This is a genomic window from Nonomuraea candida (assembly GCF_000725485.1).
Classification (GTDB): Bacteria; Actinomycetota; Actinomycetes; order Streptosporangiales; family Streptosporangiaceae; genus Nonomuraea; species Nonomuraea candida.
This window is the reverse complement of record NZ_JOAG01000021.1, coordinates 67,879-83,361: the sequence shown is the minus strand read 5'-3', so window position 1 is coordinate 83,361 and position 15,483 is coordinate 67,879. Positions and strand designations below refer to the sequence as shown.

Below are 15,483 nucleotides of genomic sequence, written 5' to 3'. Positions count from 1 at the left end.
TCGGCTCACTGAATAGTAGGGGGCCACGCTCCACGCCGGGCCGGGTCCCGCCGCCGGGACGGGTGCCGCGCGCCGCGGCCGAGCCGAACGACCGCTACCCGCGCAACGGGCCCTGATCGGATCCGGCTCCGCCCCGTCCGGGAGGCCGGCGGGCTCCGGAGGTAGGGTGAGTGAATACTCACCCTCATCCTGTCACGGAGGGAGCCGACCATGAGGCTCACGGTCTTCGGCGCCACCGGCGGCACCGGCCTGGAGCTCCTGCGCCAGAGCCTCGACCTGGCCCACCAGGTCACCGCCGTCGTGCGCGACGCCACCCGCCTGCCCGCCGGCCTGCGCGACCGCCTCACCGTCGTCGAGGCCGACGTGATGGACCCCGACGCCATCGCCCCGGCCGTCAAGGGCAGCGACGCCGTGCTCAGCGCGATGGGCGCGCGCGGCAGGGGCCCCACCACCGTCTGCTCCGACAGCGCCGCCGCCATCCTGGCCGCCATGGAACGCGTGGGCGCGCGCCGCCTGCTGATGGTCAGCGCCGGCGGCCTGGAGGCCGACGCGGGCGACGGCCCGTTCACCCGGTACGTGCTCAAGCCCCTCATCGTCCAGCGCCTGTTCCGCCACCACTACGAGGACCTGGCCAGGGCGGAGAGCCTGCTGCGGGCCAGCGGCACGGACTGGACGATCGTGCGGCCGGGACGCCTGACCGACGCCGGCCGCACCAGCCGCTACCGCACCGCCAGGGACCTCGCCGTACGGGGCGGGACGAGCACCACCCGCGCCGACCTGGCCGACTGCATGCTGGAGCTGATCGGCGACCGCTCCTCGATCCGGCACGTCATCTCCGTCGCCTCCTGACCCGGGCCCCGCCGGAGGCCCCGGACCACCGGCGGCGGAAACGGTCGGCCGATGAACGGGGACGGTCAGCCGATGAGCGCGGACGGGTCGCGTTCCGGCGGGCCGGCGGGCCACCACTCGCCCTCCCGCAGCGTGAAGGGGTACCAGCGGCCGTCCCGCCCGTAGCGCAGCTGCAGGGGGCCGAGGGTCCAGCGGTTGCGCCACGCCTCCAGCGGCGGCGGGTGCTCGCCCTCCCAGCCGGACTCCAGCAGTGCCTGCGCCCTGGCCAGGTCCCTGCGGGGCGGCGTCCAGGCGCGTTCGAGGGCGTCCAGTCCGTCGGCGCCGCCGTACCGCCACGCCTGCACGGCGGGGGCGAGCCGGTCGTCGCGGCCGAGGTCGTGCTCGGCGGCCAGCCGCACGTGGTCCTGGTGCTCGGTCAGCTCCGGCAGCTCGCCGTGCAGCAGCAGCTCGCGGGCGCGGGCGGCGGCGGAGGCGGCCAGCGCCGCCAGCGCCGCGACGTCCACGCCGGGGGCCGGCTCCAGGGCGGGCGCGCGATAGCCGGCGTCGTACGGCGGCGGCTCCGGCAGCGGCGGCACCCCCGCCGCGTACGCCCGCGCCACGGGCACCCCGGACGGCTCCACGGCGGGCGCCTCCCGCTCCTGCAACGCGTCGATGAGGTCGCGCTCGCCGCGCCCGCGCATCAGCAGCAGCATGAACGGGTCGGCGTCCAGCAGCCAGGACGCCTGGTAGCACAGGGCGGCGGCGTGCTGGCAGGGATGCCCCCAGTCGGGGCAGGAGCACTCGGGCTCCAGGTCGCCGACGGCCGGCAGCAGCGGCACCGCCGCGTCCTCGGCCGCCTCGACCAGGTCGTGCGGCATGTCGCGGTCGAGCAGCGCGGCGATGTGCCCGGCCTTGGCGGCGACCTGGTCGAGGAAGCGTTCCCAGGCCGCGTCGGTGAGCTGTTCGACGCGGACGACGACGTCGTACTCGCTCTCGGCGACGGCTGCGATCCGGCCGGGGCTGACGGTGATGGGGCCGAGCTGCCCGGTCTTGGCGTACGCGCGGCCCTTGCGCAGCAGGCCGTGGTCCAGGGAGGTGTCCTCCAGCGCCTGGATCCAGGCGCGCCCCCACCAGGAGGTGGCGAAGCGGGCGCCGGCGCGCTGCGGGGGGAAGGCGGCGAACCCGCGGGCGTCGGTCATCGGCCCTCCACAGCGGTCGTCCGGGCCTGGGAGGTGGTCGGGGGGACGGGCAGGGCGTGGGTCATCTCAGCTCCACCAGGGCGGCGAGTTCGGCGTCGGTCAGCTCGGTGAAGGCGGCCTCGCCGGAGGCCAGCACGGCCTCGGCGAGCGAGCGCTTGGCGGCCAGCATCCGGGCGATGCGGTCCTCGATCGTGCCTTCGGTGATGAGGCGGTGCACCTGCACCGGCCTGGTCTGGCCGATGCGGTAGGCGCGGTCGGTGGCCTGGTCCTCCACGGCGGGGTTCCACCAGCGGTCGTAGTGGATGACGTGGTCGGCGCGGGTGAGGTTCAGCCCGGTGCCGGCGGCCTTGAGCGAGAGCAGGAACACCGGGGCCTGGCCGTCCTGGAAGCGCCGGACCATCTCCTCGCGGCGGGCGACGGGCGTGCCGCCGTGCAGGAGCTGGGTGGCCACGCCGCGGCCGGTGAGGTGGCGCTCCAGCAGCCGGGCCATGGCGACGTACTGGGTGAAGACGAGCACCGCGCCGTCCTCGGCGACGATGGTGTCGACCAGCTCGTCGAGCAGCTCCAGCTTGCCGGAGCGGCCGGGCAGGCGCGGGGTGGCCTCGTGCAGGTACTGGGCGGGGTGGTTGCAGATCTGCTTGAGCCCGGTGAGCAGCTTGACGATGAGCCCGCGCCTGGCCATGCCGGCGGAGTCGGCGATCTGGGCCATGATCTCGCGCACGACGGCCTCGTACAGGCCGGCCTGCTCGGTGGTGAGCGCCACGGGCCGGTCGGTCTCCGTCTTGGGCGGCAGCTCGGGCGCGATGCCGGGGTCGCTCTTGCGGCGGCGCAGCAGGAACGGGCCGACCAGCCGCGACAGCCGCTCGGCCGTGGCGGTGTCGCCGGACTCGACGGGCTTGGCCCACCGGGCGCGGAACCGGCCGAGCGGGCCGAGCAGGCCCGGCGTGGTCCAGTCGAGGATGGCCCACAGCTCCGACAGGTTGTTCTCCACCGGCGTGCCGGTCAGGGCGACGCGGGCGGCCGCGGGGATCTCGCGCAGCGCCTTGGCGGTGCCGGAGGCGGGGTTCTTGACGTGCTGGGCCTCGTCGGCGACGAGCAGGCCCCACGGGTGGGCGGCCAGGCGGGCCGCGTCGAGGCGCATGGTGGCGTACGTGGTGAGCACGAACCCCTCGCCGGCCAGCTCGCGGCTGCTGCCGTGGTAGCGGCGCACCGGCACGCCCGGCGCGAACCGGGTGATCTCGCGCTCCCAGTTGCCCAGCAGCGAGGCGGGGCAGACCACGAGCGTGGGGCCGGCGCCCTCGGCGGCGCGGTGCAGGTGCAGCGCGATGAGCGTGATCGTCTTGCCCAGGCCCATGTCGTCGGCCAGGCAGGCGCCCAGCCCGAGGGAGGTCATCCTGGCCAGCCAGCGCAGCCCGGCGAGCTGGTAGTCGCGCAGGGTGGCGGCCAGCCCCTCGGGGGCGGCGACGTCGGCGGGCTCGGCCAGGCGCTCGCGCAGCTCGGTGAGCCAGTCGGAGGGCTCGACGGGCACCTGCTCGCCCTCGACCTCGACCGAGCCGGTCAGGGCCGCGCCGAGCGCCTCGATGCCGGTCAGCGGCTTGAGGTCGCGCTGGCGGGCCTTGCGGGCCAGGTCGGGGTCGATGAGCACCCACTGGTCGCGCAGCCGCACGACGGGGCGGTGGGCCTCGGCGAGCCGGTCCATCTCGGCGGCGGTCAGGCGCTCGCCGCCGAGGGCGAGCTGCCAGTCGAAGCTGGTCAGGTGGTGGCCGCCGAGGAAGGAGGGCAGGTCGGACGGGGCGCCGTCGCGGGCGCCGATGACGGCGCGGGCGCTGAGGCCGCGTACGAGCGATCTGGGCCAGTGCACGTCCACGCCGGCCGCGGCCAGCCGGTCGGCGGCCCCGGCCAGGAGCTCTTCGACGTCGCCGTCGGAGAGGGCGAGCTCGTCGGGCACGGCGGCGTCGAGCAGGCGTTCCAGCCGGGGCCAGGCGCGGGCGGCGCGGCGCACGGCGAGGGTGGCCTCGATCCTGGCACGGGCGCCGAGGCCGGGGGCGCGGCCCTGCCACAGGTCGGCGGCGTCCACCACGAGGGAGGGGTCGGCCAGGCTGTGGAGCTGGGCCACGGCGCGGAAGTCGGCGGTGGCGGGGTCGTCGGCCTCGACGCGCAGCGACAGCCGCACCCCGGCGTCGAGGCCCGCCGAGACCTCCTCGGCCCAGTGGCGCAGGTGGGGGACCTTGACGGGCTTGACGGCGGCGAAGGCGGGCGTGCCGGTGGCGCGCACGGCGCCGGGCGAGCGCGGCATGGCGTCGGCGACCGCGTCGAGGAAGGCCCGCAGCAGCGGCTCGGCCTCCGGCAGCAGCGGCTCGCCGGCCGCGCCGGCGGCGGGCGGGGCGTCCAGGGGGATGGCGCGGGCGGTGGCGGGCATGGCGGCGGCCAGCTCGTGCACGCGCCGCAGGTCGGCGGCGTCCAGCGGGCCCGCCCGCCAGGAGTCGTGCCCGCCCGGCGTCACGCCCGGCAGGATGCGGCCCCGGGTGAGGAGCTGCAGCGCGACGAGCGCCGCCGCGCCCCAGAAGCGGGCCGCCGGGTGCGCGGCGGGGTCGGTGCGGGCCCTGGCCAGCGCCGCCACGGCCTGCGCGACGGGGACGAGGGTGGCGGCGGCGGTACGCAACTGTGGCGCTCCGTCCTGCCCGTCGGGTGGTTCCGCCACGGTGACGCGGTCGTCGCCGCCGGGGGCGAGAAAGGCGATGTGCCCGGACCTGGGAGGGTCGCCGGGTTGGAACACTGCCGCGTGCCGTACCAGATCCGAAAGAGAGCTCACGGCCGTACAGTGTACGGTACAAAGAGACTGTGGTTTACCTCAGAAGGAATCGGGCAGGATCTTCATTCCGCGTTTTCCCGGATCTTCCATAGCCTTGACCCATGACTGATTGGCTAGTTGGACTCATGGAGAGCCTCGGAGCGCCAGGGGCGGGGCTCGCGATAGCCTTGGAGAATCTCTTCCCGCCCCTGCCCAGCGAGGTGATCCTGCCGCTCGCCGGCTTCACCTCGAGCAGGGGCGAGATGGACCTGCTCGCTGTGCTGCTGTTCACGACCCTGGGCTCGGTGCTCGGGGCGCTGGCCCTCTACTGGGTGGGAGCCCTGCTGGGCCGCGAGCGGACGCTGGCCATCGCCGCCAAGCTCCCCCTCGTCAAGATCTCCGACATCGAGAAGACCGAGGCGTTCTTCCAGCGCCACGGGCGCAAGACCGTCTTCTTCGGCCGGATGATCCCGATCTTCCGCAGCCTCATCTCCATCCCCGCCGGCGTCGAGCGCATGCCGCTGCTCGTCTTCACGCTCCTCACCACCGCCGGCAGCGCGATCTGGAACACCATCTTCGTGATGGCCGGCTACCTGCTGGGGGAGAACTGGCACATCGTCGAGACCTACGTCGGCATCGGCAGCAACGTGGTCATCGGCCTGGTCGCGCTCGCGATCGTGATCTTCATCGTGGTCCGGCTGGCCGAGCGGCGCAAGGGGAGGCATGCGAGCCGCCGCTGAGGGCCTGCGGGTGGCCGGCGCGGTGGCGCTGGGCGGTGTCACCGCGCTGGCCGAGCTGGTGTTCCTGCTGCTGACGCTGCCGTTCCTGGGCAACCCGAACGTACGCGCCGCGGCCCGGCGGCTGGCCCGGCTGGAGGCGCGCCGGCTGCGCCTGGACCCCGGCCTGCTGGACGCCCTCGACACCCGCGAGTCCCGCGAGCCCCAGGACGGTCAGGGCGCCCCGGACGGCGACGGCGACGGCGACGGTGGTGGGGGCGGGGGCGGCAGGAACGAGGGCCGGGGCGGCAGGGCCACCGGCTACCTCGCCGCCCGGGCCCCGGTCGGGCTGCTGGGCGGAGTGGTGTTCGCGCTGCTGCTGATCGGCCTGTGGATCGGCGTGCGGCTCGCGGCGGCGTGGGTGCGGGGCGAGCCCTTCGACGGCATGCTGCCCACCGCGCCGCTGGTCGCCTACCTCGGCGGCGCGGGCATCGTGCTGCTGTTCCTGGACCTGTCGGGCCTGGTGGGGGTGCACGCGCTGGAGCGCCGCCTGGCGCTGCGGATGCTCGGCCCCGACCCGACCGAGGCGCTGCAGCGCCGCATCGCCGAGCTGGCCGAGAGCCGGGCCGGGATCGTCGCCGCCGTGGACTCCGAGCGGCGCCGGATCGAGCGCGACCTGCACGACGGGCTGCAGCAGCGCCTGGTGGCCCTGTCGATGCTGATCGGCCGCTCCCGGCGGGGCCGCCCCGAGCTGCTGGAGCAGGCGCACCAGGAGGCGCAGCAGGCGCTGACCGAGCTGCGCGAGGTGGCCTGGCGCGTCTATCCCAGCGGGCTCGACTCGCTCGGGCTGGGCGAGGCGCTCGCGGGGGTCGCCGAACGGTCGAGCGTCCCGGTCAAGGTAGATTGCCGCCTGGACCGGCGGCCGCCGATGGCGGTGGAGACGGCGGCGTACTTCGTGGTGTGCGAGGCCGTGACCAACGCCGCCAAGCACGCCGGCGCCGGCTTGATCACGGTCGAGGTGCACGAGGAGGACGACGCGGTGCTCGTACGAGTGCGCGACGACGGCATGGGCGGCGCGCGCGAGAGCGGCGGCGGCCTGTCGGGGCTGGCCCGCCGGGTGGCGGCGCTCGACGGCCGGTTCGCGGTCGACAGCCCCGCGGGCGGGCCGACCACGATCACGGCGGTGCTGCCGTGCGGGTGATCCTGGCCGAGGACTCCACGCTGCTGCGCGAGGGCCTCGTACGCCTGCTGCTGGAGGAGGGCCACGAGGTGCCGGCCGCCGTCAGCGACGGGCAGGCGCTGGTCGAGGCGGTCGCCGCGCACCTGCCCGACATCGTGGTGGTCGACGTGCGCATGCCGCCGACCCACACCGACGAGGGGCTGCGGGCGGCGCTGGAGATCCGGCGCCGCTGGCCGTCGGTCAAGGTGCTGGTGCTGTCGCAGTACGTCGAGAAGCGCTACGCCACCGAGCTGATGAGCTCCGACGTCGAAGGCGTCGGCTACCTGCTCAAGGACCGCGTCGGCCAGGTCGGCGACTTCCTCGACGCGCTGGAGCGGGTGGCCGCGGGCGGGGCGGCGTTCGACCCGGAGGTGGTGCGGCAGCTGCTGGCGCGCACCACGCAGGTGGACCCGCTGGCCCGGCTCACCGTCCGCGAGCGCGAGGTGCTGGAGCGCATGGCGCAGGGGCTGACCAACGCCTCGATCGCGCAGGCGCTGCACGTGTCGCAGAGCGCGGTGGAAAAGCACGTCAACTCGCTGTTCGACAAGCTGAGCCTGTCGCACACGACCGGCTACAGCCGCCGGGTGCTGGCCGTGCTGCACTTCCTGGAGTCCTGACCGGGCCGCGCGGTCAGCCGCACCTCCCGGAGCCTGACCGGCCGGCCGGGCCGCGCGGTGAGCCGCACCTCCCGGGGCCCTGACGGGCCCGGCGGGTCGTACGATGATCGGCGACGGCATACCCTGATCCGCATGGTGCGCTTCGCGGTCGGCCTGCCCAACGTCGGCGAGTTCGGCGATCCCGCGCTGCTGGTCGAGCTGGCCGTGGCCGCGGAGGAGCACGGCTGGGACGGCGTCTACCTGTGGGACCACCTGCTCTACCACGATCCCGGCTGGCCGGTGGTGAGCCCCACCGTGGTGCTGTCGGCGATCGCGGCCCGCACCCGCCGCATCCGGCTGGGGGTGCTGATGGCGGCCCTGCCCAGGCGGCGCGTGCAGATCGTGGCCAAGGAGACGGCGACGCTCGACCTGCTGTCCGGCGGGCGGCTGGTCTTCGGCGCGGGGCTCGGGTCGATGGACGCCGAATACACCGAGTTCGGCGAGGACCCCGACCTGAAGGCGCGCGCCGCCCGGCTGGACGACGGGCTGCTGGAGCTGACCCGCCTGTGGGAGCGGCTGCCGCCGGGGCCGGTGCAGCGCCCGCGCATCCCCGTCTGGTGTCCCGGCAGGTGGCCGACGCGGGCGGGGTTCCGCCGCGCGGCCCGCTGGGACGGCGCGATGCCCACCTTCCACGACCACGGCCGGGACCGGCCGGTGCCGGTCGAGGAGTTCGCCCGGGTGGTCGGCTTCCTGGCCGGGCGGCGCGGCTCGCTGGACGGCTTCGACATCGCGCTGGAGGGGCGGGCCGCGGACGGCCTGGTCGCGGAATACGCCGAGGCCGGCATGACGTGGTGGGTGGAGGCGATGGGCTGGTGGCGCGGCGGCGCCGCGGAGGCCCGTACGACGATCGCCGCCGGGCCGCCGCGCCTGTGAGCCTCCCGGACACGGGGGAGGCCGTGACGTTACCGCCCGACGGCCACGTGCACAGCGAGTGGTCCTGGGACGCGCCGCTCGGCGCGATGGAGCGCTCCTGCGCGCGGGCGGCCGAGCTGGGGCTGCCGTCGATCGCCTTCACCGAGCACGTGGACCACACGGCCTGGACCGTGACCCCCGGCTCCCTCGACGGCGACGGCCACCTGGCGGGCCTGGTCACGCCAGAGGGGCGGCTGACGCCTCCGGCGTTCGACGCCGCCGGCTACCTGGCCGCGATCGACAGGTGCCGTGAGCGCTTCCCCGGCCTGCGCATCCTGAGCGGGATGGAGGTGGGCGAGCCCCACTGGCACGCCGAGGCCGTCGCCGGGCTGCTCGGCGCGGGCCGCTTCGACCGCGTGCTCGGCTCCCTGCACTGCCTGCCGCTGCGCTCCGGAGACGGCCTCGGCGAGCCGCTGCGTGCCGGAGACGGCCTCGGCGAGCCGCTGCGTGCCGGAGACGGCTTCGCCGAGCCGCCGGAACACTACGGCCGGCGGGCCGCCGCCGAGGTCGTCCGGCACTACCTGGCCGAGGTCGTCACCCTGGTCACCGAGAGCGCGGCGTTCGCCGTCCTGGCCCACATCGACTACCCGATCAGGTCCTGGCCGGTGCGGACGGCCGGGCCGTTCGATCCGCGGGCGTTCGAGGAGGAGTTCCGGCACGCGCTGCGGGCCACCGCCCGGTCGGGCCGGGCGCTGGAGATCAACACGCGGCTGCCGCTGGACCCGCTCCTCCTGCGGTGGTGGCACGAGGAGGGCGGCGACGCGGTCGCGTTCGGCAGCGACGCCCACGAGCCATCGAAGATCGCCCACGGGCTCCGGGAGGCGGCGGCCATGGCCCGGGCCCACGGGTTCCGGCCGGGCGCGGACCCGTACGACCTCTGGTCCCGCGCCGGCTGAACGGCGGGACGGCCGCGAAGACGCGATGCTCCGCCGTCCTCAACGAATGCCTCTGAGCGGTCGCATCTGCCCTGGCGCCGCGCGTCAGGAGGGCGTCAGTGGCGCAGCAGCCGCAGGCGGGACGGGCCCTCCTGGGAGACCGTGAGCTCGGCCCGGCCGCCGATCGGGACGGTGGCCAGCGGATAGGTGTGGCCGACGTCGATGCCGGCCAGCACCGGCACGCCCGCCAGCGCCGGCTGCGTGGCGACGATGCGCTCCAGCAGGTCGCGGGTCATGCCGGTGGCGGCCTGGAAGCGGCCGATCGCCAGCCCGCGCACGCCGGCGGCGTCGGGGAGCTGCAGCAGCGAGGTCAGGTTCCTGGCGAAGTCCACCGGGGAGGACTCGAAGTCGTCCTCCAGGATCAGGATCGCGCCGTCGAGCGAGGGCATGTACGGGGTGCCCTGCAGCAGGTTGAGCGTGGCGAGGTTGCCGCCGACGATCCTGCCCTCGGCGGCGCCCGGCCGCATCGGCCACCATCCCTCGTTGCGGATCAGCTCGCGCTTGTCCTGGTCGAGGAACCACAGGTCGTCGCTCCAGGTGTCCGCCGGGGCCAGCTCCACCGGGCCGGTGCCGAACATGACCGCGGTGAACCAGCTCAGGGTCCGCTCGAAGTGGTCGCGAATCCCGAACGTCGACCAGTGCGGCCCCGAGTACGTCACCAGCCCCGCCCGGGCCAGGATGGCGCCCTGCAGCGCGGTGATGTCGGAGTAGCCGCACAGGATCTTCGGGTTGGCCCGGATCAGCTCCCAGTCCAGGTACGGCAGCAGCTCGTTGCTGTTGTAGCCGCCGATGACCGTCATGATCGCGGCCACCGAGGGGTCGGCGAAGGCGTCGTGCAGGTCGGCGACGCGGGAGGCGATGGCGGAGGAGTCGAAGGCGTCGCGCTCGTCGACGTGGCGGCCGTAGGTGAGCGTGAGGCCGAGCTCGGCGAAACGGGCGTCGATGACGGAGGTGTGATCGTGCTCCGTCACCATCGCGCGGGATCTGGACGGAGCCACGACGCGTACGACGTCGCCCCTGGTCAGCTTAGGGGGAAAGATGATGTCCACCGTGGGAGGTTACCGATGCCCGCACCTCCACGCCGCACCCCGTCCCGCCCGGGCCCGCTCGGCACCCCGCCTCGCCCTGACCCGGCCGGCACCCCTTCCCCCGCCTGCACCCTCCATTCCGCCCTTCCGCGCCGCCCTTCCGCGCCGCCCTTCCGCGCTGACCCGCCCGCGCCCGCTTTCCCGCCACGTCATCGCGCCCCGCCTCACCCCTCCACCGACCAATTCGGCTTCCTTGACAATTCTATTTGTCGGTGAGAGGGTGAAGCCACCTCGAAGAGCACCTCTGAGAGCACCTGTCGCAGACCGCAAGGAGCCGTGAAGTCATGAGAAAGATCGTCGCGGGGCTGTTCATCTCGCTCGACGGCGTCGTCGAGGCGCCGGAGACCTGGCACTTCCCCTACCTCAACGAGGAGATGGAGCAGGCGGTCGCCGCCCAGATGCAGGCCGCCGACGTCCTGCTGCTGGGCCGGCGCACCTACGACGTGTTCGCCGCCCACTGGCCCCACCAGGACGCGAGCGCCGACCCGCTGGCCGAGACCATGAACGCCACGCCCAAATACGTGGTCTCGACCACCCTGACCGACCCCACGTGGAAGAACACCACCGTGCTGCGCGACCCCCGCGCCGACCTGCCTCGACTCAAGGAGCTGCCCGGCAAGGACATCGGCATGAGCGGCAGCCCGGCCCTGGTGTCCTGGCTGCTGCGCGAGGGCCTGCTCGACGAGCTCAACCTGCTGGTGCACCCGATCGTGCTCGGCGCCGGCCGGCGCCTGTTCGAGGAGGGGATCGGCCAGATCCCGCTGACGCTCACCAAGTCCGCCACGTTCAGCACCGGCGTGCTGAACCTCACCTACACGAGGGCCTGACCATGCCGGCCAAGACCGTCGCCGACAAGCTGCTCATCAAGCCGGGCGCCGCCGTGTGGATCTCCGAGCCCGGCCACCGCCCGCTGGTGGAGCCGCTGCCCGAGGGCGCCCGCCACACCGAGGAGCTGAAGGAGGCGGCCGTGGCGGTGTTCTTCGCCGCCGACGCCGCCGCGGCCCGGCGGCTGCTGGACGAGCACCGCGCCCTGCTCACCGAGCCGGCCGTCGTCTGGGTCGCCTACCCCAAGGGCAACAAGTCCGACATCAACCGTGACACGCTCTGGCCGATCGTGGGGGAGTACGGGCTGCGCCCCAACGGCCAGGTGGCCGTGGACGAGGTGTGGTCGGCCCTGCGCTTCCGGCCGCTGAAGGAGGGCGAGCCCCCGTTCACCGGCGGGCGCGGCTGACCGACGGCCGGCCTGACCGGACCGGCATCGGCCATGCTGGCGCTGACCCTGCAGGCGCCCGCGACCGCCGCCGGGCAGGCCGGGCTGGGAGACGTCCAGCGGGCGGTGGCGAACGTGGCGAGGACCCCCGTCGTGGTGGGCGCCATCGGCGAGGTGTACGCCGACGGCAAGCGGGTGGGGACGGCGGGCTCGCGCCCCCGGCCTTGACCCTCATCCGACGGTTCACGTCGACGAGGAGACCTTCATGAGACGACCGGTCCGCAGCGCGCTGGTCACGGCTCCGCTCGCGCTCGCCCTGCTCCTGACGGCCCCGGCCGTCACCGGCGGCCTGCCGCTCCGGTGACCACCGCCGTCACCGGCCGTTGCGCGGGAGGGAGGTGGCGGGGACCGGCGTGGTCGACAGGCCGGGGGTGGGGCGGAAGGCGCGGGCCTGGGCGGAGGCGCGGCGGGCCGCGGCGCGGGAGTCGGCCAGGCCCGCCGAGCGCCAGATCTCCCAGTCGCTGTAGGAGGAGCCGCCGATGGCGTCGGTGGCGATCAGGCCGCTGATGCGGGTGATGTCGGAGGAGGCGACGAGGTCGAGCCCGGCGCGCTGGAGGATGGCCAGCGACATGCGGGCCGCGAGCACGCCCGCGCCGTCGGGGGCGCGGGTGGGCAGGGGGGCGTGGAAGACGTCGGTGGTGCCGTGGTCGGTGCGCCCGATGTTCTCCGCGGCGATCCAGCTCAGCTCCTGGGAGATCGCGGTGGCCTCGGCGCGCAGCCAGCCCAGCTCCTCCAGGTCGGCGGGCGTGATCCACACGCGGCCGTAGACGGCGGCGAAGTGCGGGCTGCGGGCCAGGGCGGCGAAGCCGGGGTCGGACCAGATCGTCAGGCAGTCGTTCCAGCCCAGGTCGACCGCGGCGTGGAAGTGCTGCATCCCGCCCGGCACGTCCCCGGTCCTGCCGTGCAGGTCGGCGAGCATCGCGTGGATCATCGCCAGCCCCCAGCGCGGCCCCCGCCGCCACGCCTCGGGCAGCAGCGCCGTCAGCGCGTGCCGCCCGCGCGCGAGATCTCCGTGGACGAGCGGCCTGCAGGCCGCGTACAACTCGTCGAACCCGACTTCCATCCCCACCCCAAACCACCCGGGCGCCGACATTACGGATCTTGAATAACACGTACGGGGGCCGCCGCGACAGCCGTCGCCGGCAAGTCCCCCGAGGGTCTCCCGGGCCCTGCCGGGCGGGATCACGCCGGCCCCGGGTTGCGATTTCATATTTCCATATGGAAATATGAGCACGTGAGCGCCTACGCAGCCCTGGCCGAGCCGCACCGCAGGCAGATTCTCGACTTGCTGCGCGAGGGCGAGCGGCCTGTGACGGAGCTGGTGAAACGTCTCGACCTCAGCCAGCCCGGCGTGTCCAAACACCTCAAGGTTCTCCGCGAGGCCGGGCTCGTCGTGGTGCGCACGGAGGGCAAGCAGCGCGTCTACGCACTGCGCCCCGATCCGCTGGCCGAGGTCGACCAGTGGCTGGAGCCCTACCGCAGGCTCTGGTCGAGCCGTCTGGACGCCCTGGAACGACACCTTGAGGAGAACCCATGACCCACGGAACCCTGGAGACCATCGACGGCCGCCCGGCGCTGCGCTTCGAGCGCACGCTCGCCTTCCCGGTCGAGCGCGTGTGGCGGGCCGTCAGCGTGCCGGCCGAGCTGGAGCGCTGGTTTCCCGCGGCCGCCGACTGGACGCCCGCGGCGGGCGAGATCATCGAGGCCGGCGGCGCGACCGGTGAGGTGCTCGAGGTCGCTCCGCCCCGCCGCCTGGCCTGGACCTTCGCCGGGCAGTTCTACAGCTTCGACCTGACCCCCGAGGGGGACGGCTGCCGCCTGGTCTTCACCCACGTCATCGACGACCGCGGCCTGTCCGCGCAGACCGCCACCGGCTGGGAGGCCTACCTGTCCCGGCTGGAGCCCCTCCTGCGCGGCGAGGAGCTCTCCGAGCAGGACGCCCACGCCGGGTGGGAGGAGACCCACGAACGCTACGCCGAGCTCTTCGGCGTCGACCCGGCCCCCGGCCGGCGCTTCGCCGCGGCCCTGCGCGGAAACAGCGGGGACAGCGGCAGCGGGGACAGCGGGGCGAACGGAGTGGGCGCGTAGACCACGGTGCCGCCGGGGGCCGTGATCGTGGTGGGGGCCGGGCCGCCGGTTTGACCTTGACGCTGCGTCAACTTCTAGCATCGCCGCCATGTCGATCACCGTTCTTGACACCTGCTCCGCCATGAAGAAGATCCTGCTGGCCCCGGTCGCGGACCGCCCGGACCTGCTGCGCCAGATGCTGGAGCCCAACCGGGGCATGTACCGCTACCACCCCGGCGAGGTGGACATGGCGGCCATGCACCTGGCGACCTGCGGGTTCCCCATCGACCGCGACGAGGAGCGTTGCCTCGACGCGCTCGAAACCCTGGCGGCGGCCGGGGCGTGGGAGCGGATGCGGCGGGCGCTGGACGACGCTCTGGCCGTGCTGCTGGAGGCGAAGCCGGGGCTGCGGGTTCCGGACATCACCGTGCTGTTCGTCCTCGGCGATCCGGGTGACGAGCACTTCATGGGGCCCTGCAAGGGAATGATCGGGTTCGGCGGCATCTCGGGCGACATCGCCATCACCATGTGGCCCTACCCCGAGAACGTGGCACGCCTGGAGGCCACCGCCGTGCACGAGCTCCACCACAACGTGCGCTTCAGCCCGGGCGGGGCCGCGTGGGACCCGATGACCGTCACGGTCGGCGACGCCGTCGTCAGCGAGGGCCTGGCCGACGCCTTCGCCCGCCAGCTCTACGGCGACGAGCTCGGCCACGCCCGCATCGGCGTGCCGTACCTGCACGACGACGAGGTCTTCGCCAAGGTGCTCACCGGGCTCGACGTGACGGGCATGGAGAACTTCACCGCCTGGCTGCACGGCGACCCCAGCGCCGAGCGCTTCGGCCTCACCCCGGTGGGGCTGCCGATGGGCGCCGGGTACGCCGCCGGCAACCGGCTCGTCGACACCTATCTGGCGGCGACCGGGCAGACGGCGGCGCAGGCCCTGCACGCCGACAGCTCGGAGGTCATCGCAGCCACCCTCCGCCGGAGGTGACACTGGGACGATGGAGTGGACGATCCAGGAGCTCGCGGCGCGGGCCGGCATCAGCAGCCGGACCTTGCGTCACTACGACAGCGTCGGGCTCTTGGCCCCGTCCCGGGTCGGCGCGAACGGCTACCGCTACTACGACCTGGGCGCGGTCGCCCGGCTGCAGCGGATCCTGCTCATGCGCCGGCTCGGCATGGGCCTGCCGGCCATCGCCGAGGTCCTGGCCGACGAGGTGGACACGTTGGACGGGCTCCGCGCCCACATCGCCGCGCTGGAGGCCGAGCGGGACCGCATCGACGACCGGATCCGGTCCGTGCGCCACATGCTCCAGGCGCTGGAGGCGGGGGCGGAGCCGCGCAGGGACGTCATGCTGGCGGGGTTCAACGAGCACTACAAGGACGAGGTGACCGCACGCTGGGGCGAGCGCGCGTACCAGGTGAGCAACGACTGGTGGCACGGCAAGACCCTCGACCAGCAGCGGGCCTGGAAGCGGGACACCGAGGACCTCGTGGCCGCGTGGACCGCCGCGGCCAAGGCGGGGGTCCGCCCGGACTCCGAGCGCGCGCAGTCCCTGGCCGCCCGGCACGTGCGGTGGCTGAGCCGGATCCCGGGCACCCCGACGGCCGACGGCGACCGGGAGCGCGCGATCGAGATGGTGCGCTGCCTGGGCGACATGTACGTCGACGACCCCCGATTCGCCGGCATGTACGACGACGCGGCGGGGGCGGTGTTCGTCCGCGACGCGCTGCAGACGTACGCGCGGACCCGGATGTAGCCCGTGCGCTCCGGCGCCGGGAGCGGTCAGCGGCCCTTG

General features: G+C 74.3%; 17 protein-coding genes. 13 read left to right on the top strand and 4 right to left on the bottom strand.

What is annotated here, in order from left to right:
* The first annotated feature begins 210 nt into the window (after window positions 1-210).
* Window positions 211-849 (top strand): NAD(P)-dependent oxidoreductase, encoded by a 639-nt coding sequence (locus IO39_RS22440; RefSeq protein ID WP_043626571.1) that lies wholly within the window; start codon window positions 211-213, stop codon window positions 847-849.
* 65 nt (window positions 850-914) lie between these two features.
* On the opposite strand, the gene IO39_RS22435 is transcribed toward IO39_RS22440, so the two are convergent.
* Both IO39_RS22435 and IO39_RS22430 read right to left on the bottom strand, forming a co-directional pair.
* The gene (locus IO39_RS22435) at window positions 915-2,027 is read right to left on the bottom strand and encodes an SWIM zinc finger family protein (protein WP_043626568.1); all 1,113 of its coding nucleotides are present in this window, start codon (window positions 2,025-2,027) and stop codon (window positions 915-917) included.
* A 61-nt stretch (window positions 2,028-2,088) separates the two neighbouring features.
* Window positions 2,089-4,839 (bottom strand): SCO1167/SCO6262 family helicase, encoded by a 2,751-nt coding sequence (locus IO39_RS22430; protein ID WP_211267111.1) that lies wholly within the window; start codon window positions 4,837-4,839, stop codon window positions 2,089-2,091.
* Window positions 4,840-4,940: 101 nt separating this feature from the next.
* Between IO39_RS22430 and IO39_RS22425 the strand changes: the two genes are divergently transcribed.
* The 5 genes from IO39_RS22425 to IO39_RS22405 all read left to right on the top strand — a co-directional run bounded on the left by IO39_RS22425 (window position 4,941) and on the right by IO39_RS22405 (window position 9,217).
* The gene (locus IO39_RS22425; protein WP_043626566.1) at window positions 4,941-5,558 is read left to right on the top strand and encodes a DedA family protein; all 618 of its coding nucleotides are present in this window, start codon (window positions 4,941-4,943) and stop codon (window positions 5,556-5,558) included.
* Window positions 5,542-6,735 carry a sensor histidine kinase gene (locus tag IO39_RS22420; protein WP_052423216.1) on the top strand — a complete coding sequence of 398 codons (1,194 nt, stop codon included), beginning with the start codon at window positions 5,542-5,544 and terminating at the stop codon, window positions 6,733-6,735. Before IO39_RS22425 ends, IO39_RS22420 begins: the two co-directional genes overlap by 17 nt.
* Window positions 6,726-7,370, top strand: coding sequence for a response regulator (locus IO39_RS22415; protein ID WP_043626563.1), 645 nt, complete (start codon window positions 6,726-6,728; stop codon window positions 7,368-7,370). Before IO39_RS22420 ends, IO39_RS22415 begins: the two co-directional genes overlap by 10 nt.
* Window positions 7,371-7,502: 132 nt before the next feature.
* The gene (locus IO39_RS22410) at window positions 7,503-8,282 is read left to right on the top strand and encodes an LLM class flavin-dependent oxidoreductase (protein WP_052423215.1); all 780 of its coding nucleotides are present in this window, start codon (window positions 7,503-7,505) and stop codon (window positions 8,280-8,282) included.
* Between the two features lie 23 nt (window positions 8,283-8,305).
* A complete protein-coding gene (locus IO39_RS22405) occupies window positions 8,306-9,217 on the top strand; it encodes a PHP domain-containing protein (protein ID WP_043626862.1) in 912 nt (303 codons plus the stop codon).
* 95 nt (window positions 9,218-9,312) lie between these two features.
* Here IO39_RS22405 and IO39_RS22400 read toward each other — a convergent pair whose 3' ends face one another.
* The gene (locus IO39_RS22400) at window positions 9,313-10,305 is read right to left on the bottom strand and encodes a S66 family peptidase (RefSeq protein WP_043626561.1); all 993 of its coding nucleotides are present in this window, start codon (window positions 10,303-10,305) and stop codon (window positions 9,313-9,315) included.
* A gap of 323 nt (window positions 10,306-10,628) precedes the next feature.
* Between IO39_RS22400 and IO39_RS22395 the strand changes: the two genes are divergently transcribed.
* Genes IO39_RS22395 through IO39_RS54655 form a run of 3 tightly spaced genes read left to right on the top strand, consistent with a single transcriptional unit; the run spans window position 10,629 to window position 11,782 of the window.
* Window positions 10,629-11,171 carry a dihydrofolate reductase family protein gene (locus IO39_RS22395; RefSeq protein WP_043626558.1) on the top strand — a complete coding sequence of 181 codons (543 nt, stop codon included), beginning with the start codon at window positions 10,629-10,631 and terminating at the stop codon, window positions 11,169-11,171.
* A gap of 2 nt (window positions 11,172-11,173) precedes the next feature.
* Window positions 11,174-11,575, top strand: coding sequence for a hypothetical protein (locus tag IO39_RS22390; RefSeq protein ID WP_043626556.1), 402 nt, complete (start codon window positions 11,174-11,176; stop codon window positions 11,573-11,575).
* A gap of 33 nt (window positions 11,576-11,608) precedes the next feature.
* Window positions 11,609-11,782 (top strand): hypothetical protein, encoded by a 174-nt coding sequence (locus IO39_RS54655; protein ID WP_157548758.1) that lies wholly within the window; start codon window positions 11,609-11,611, stop codon window positions 11,780-11,782.
* Between the two features lie 145 nt (window positions 11,783-11,927).
* On the opposite strand, the gene IO39_RS50855 is transcribed toward IO39_RS54655, so the two are convergent.
* Entirely contained in the window at window positions 11,928-12,677 is a 750-nt protein-coding gene (locus tag IO39_RS50855) for a hypothetical protein (RefSeq protein ID WP_157548756.1), read from the bottom strand.
* Between the two features lie 171 nt (window positions 12,678-12,848).
* On the opposite strand from IO39_RS50855, the gene IO39_RS22380 reads away from it, so the two are divergent.
* The 4 genes from IO39_RS22380 to IO39_RS22365 all read left to right on the top strand — a co-directional run bounded on the left by IO39_RS22380 (window position 12,849) and on the right by IO39_RS22365 (window position 15,444).
* Window positions 12,849-13,151 carry an ArsR/SmtB family transcription factor gene (locus tag IO39_RS22380; RefSeq protein WP_043626553.1) on the top strand — a complete coding sequence of 101 codons (303 nt, stop codon included), beginning with the start codon at window positions 12,849-12,851 and terminating at the stop codon, window positions 13,149-13,151.
* Window positions 13,148-13,702: an SRPBCC domain-containing protein gene (locus IO39_RS22375; protein ID WP_043626550.1), complete on the top strand. Its 555-nt coding sequence runs from the start codon at window positions 13,148-13,150 to the stop codon at window positions 13,700-13,702. The genes IO39_RS22380 and IO39_RS22375 overlap by 4 nt, the downstream gene beginning before the upstream one ends.
* An 88-nt stretch (window positions 13,703-13,790) precedes the next feature.
* Window positions 13,791-14,675 carry a DUF2268 domain-containing putative Zn-dependent protease gene (locus IO39_RS22370; RefSeq protein WP_043626548.1) on the top strand — a complete coding sequence of 295 codons (885 nt, stop codon included), beginning with the start codon at window positions 13,791-13,793 and terminating at the stop codon, window positions 14,673-14,675.
* A gap of 10 nt (window positions 14,676-14,685) precedes the next feature.
* Entirely contained in the window at window positions 14,686-15,444 is a 759-nt protein-coding gene (locus tag IO39_RS22365; RefSeq protein ID WP_043626546.1) for a MerR family transcriptional regulator, read from the top strand.
* The last annotated feature ends 39 nt before the right edge of the window (window positions 15,445-15,483 follow it).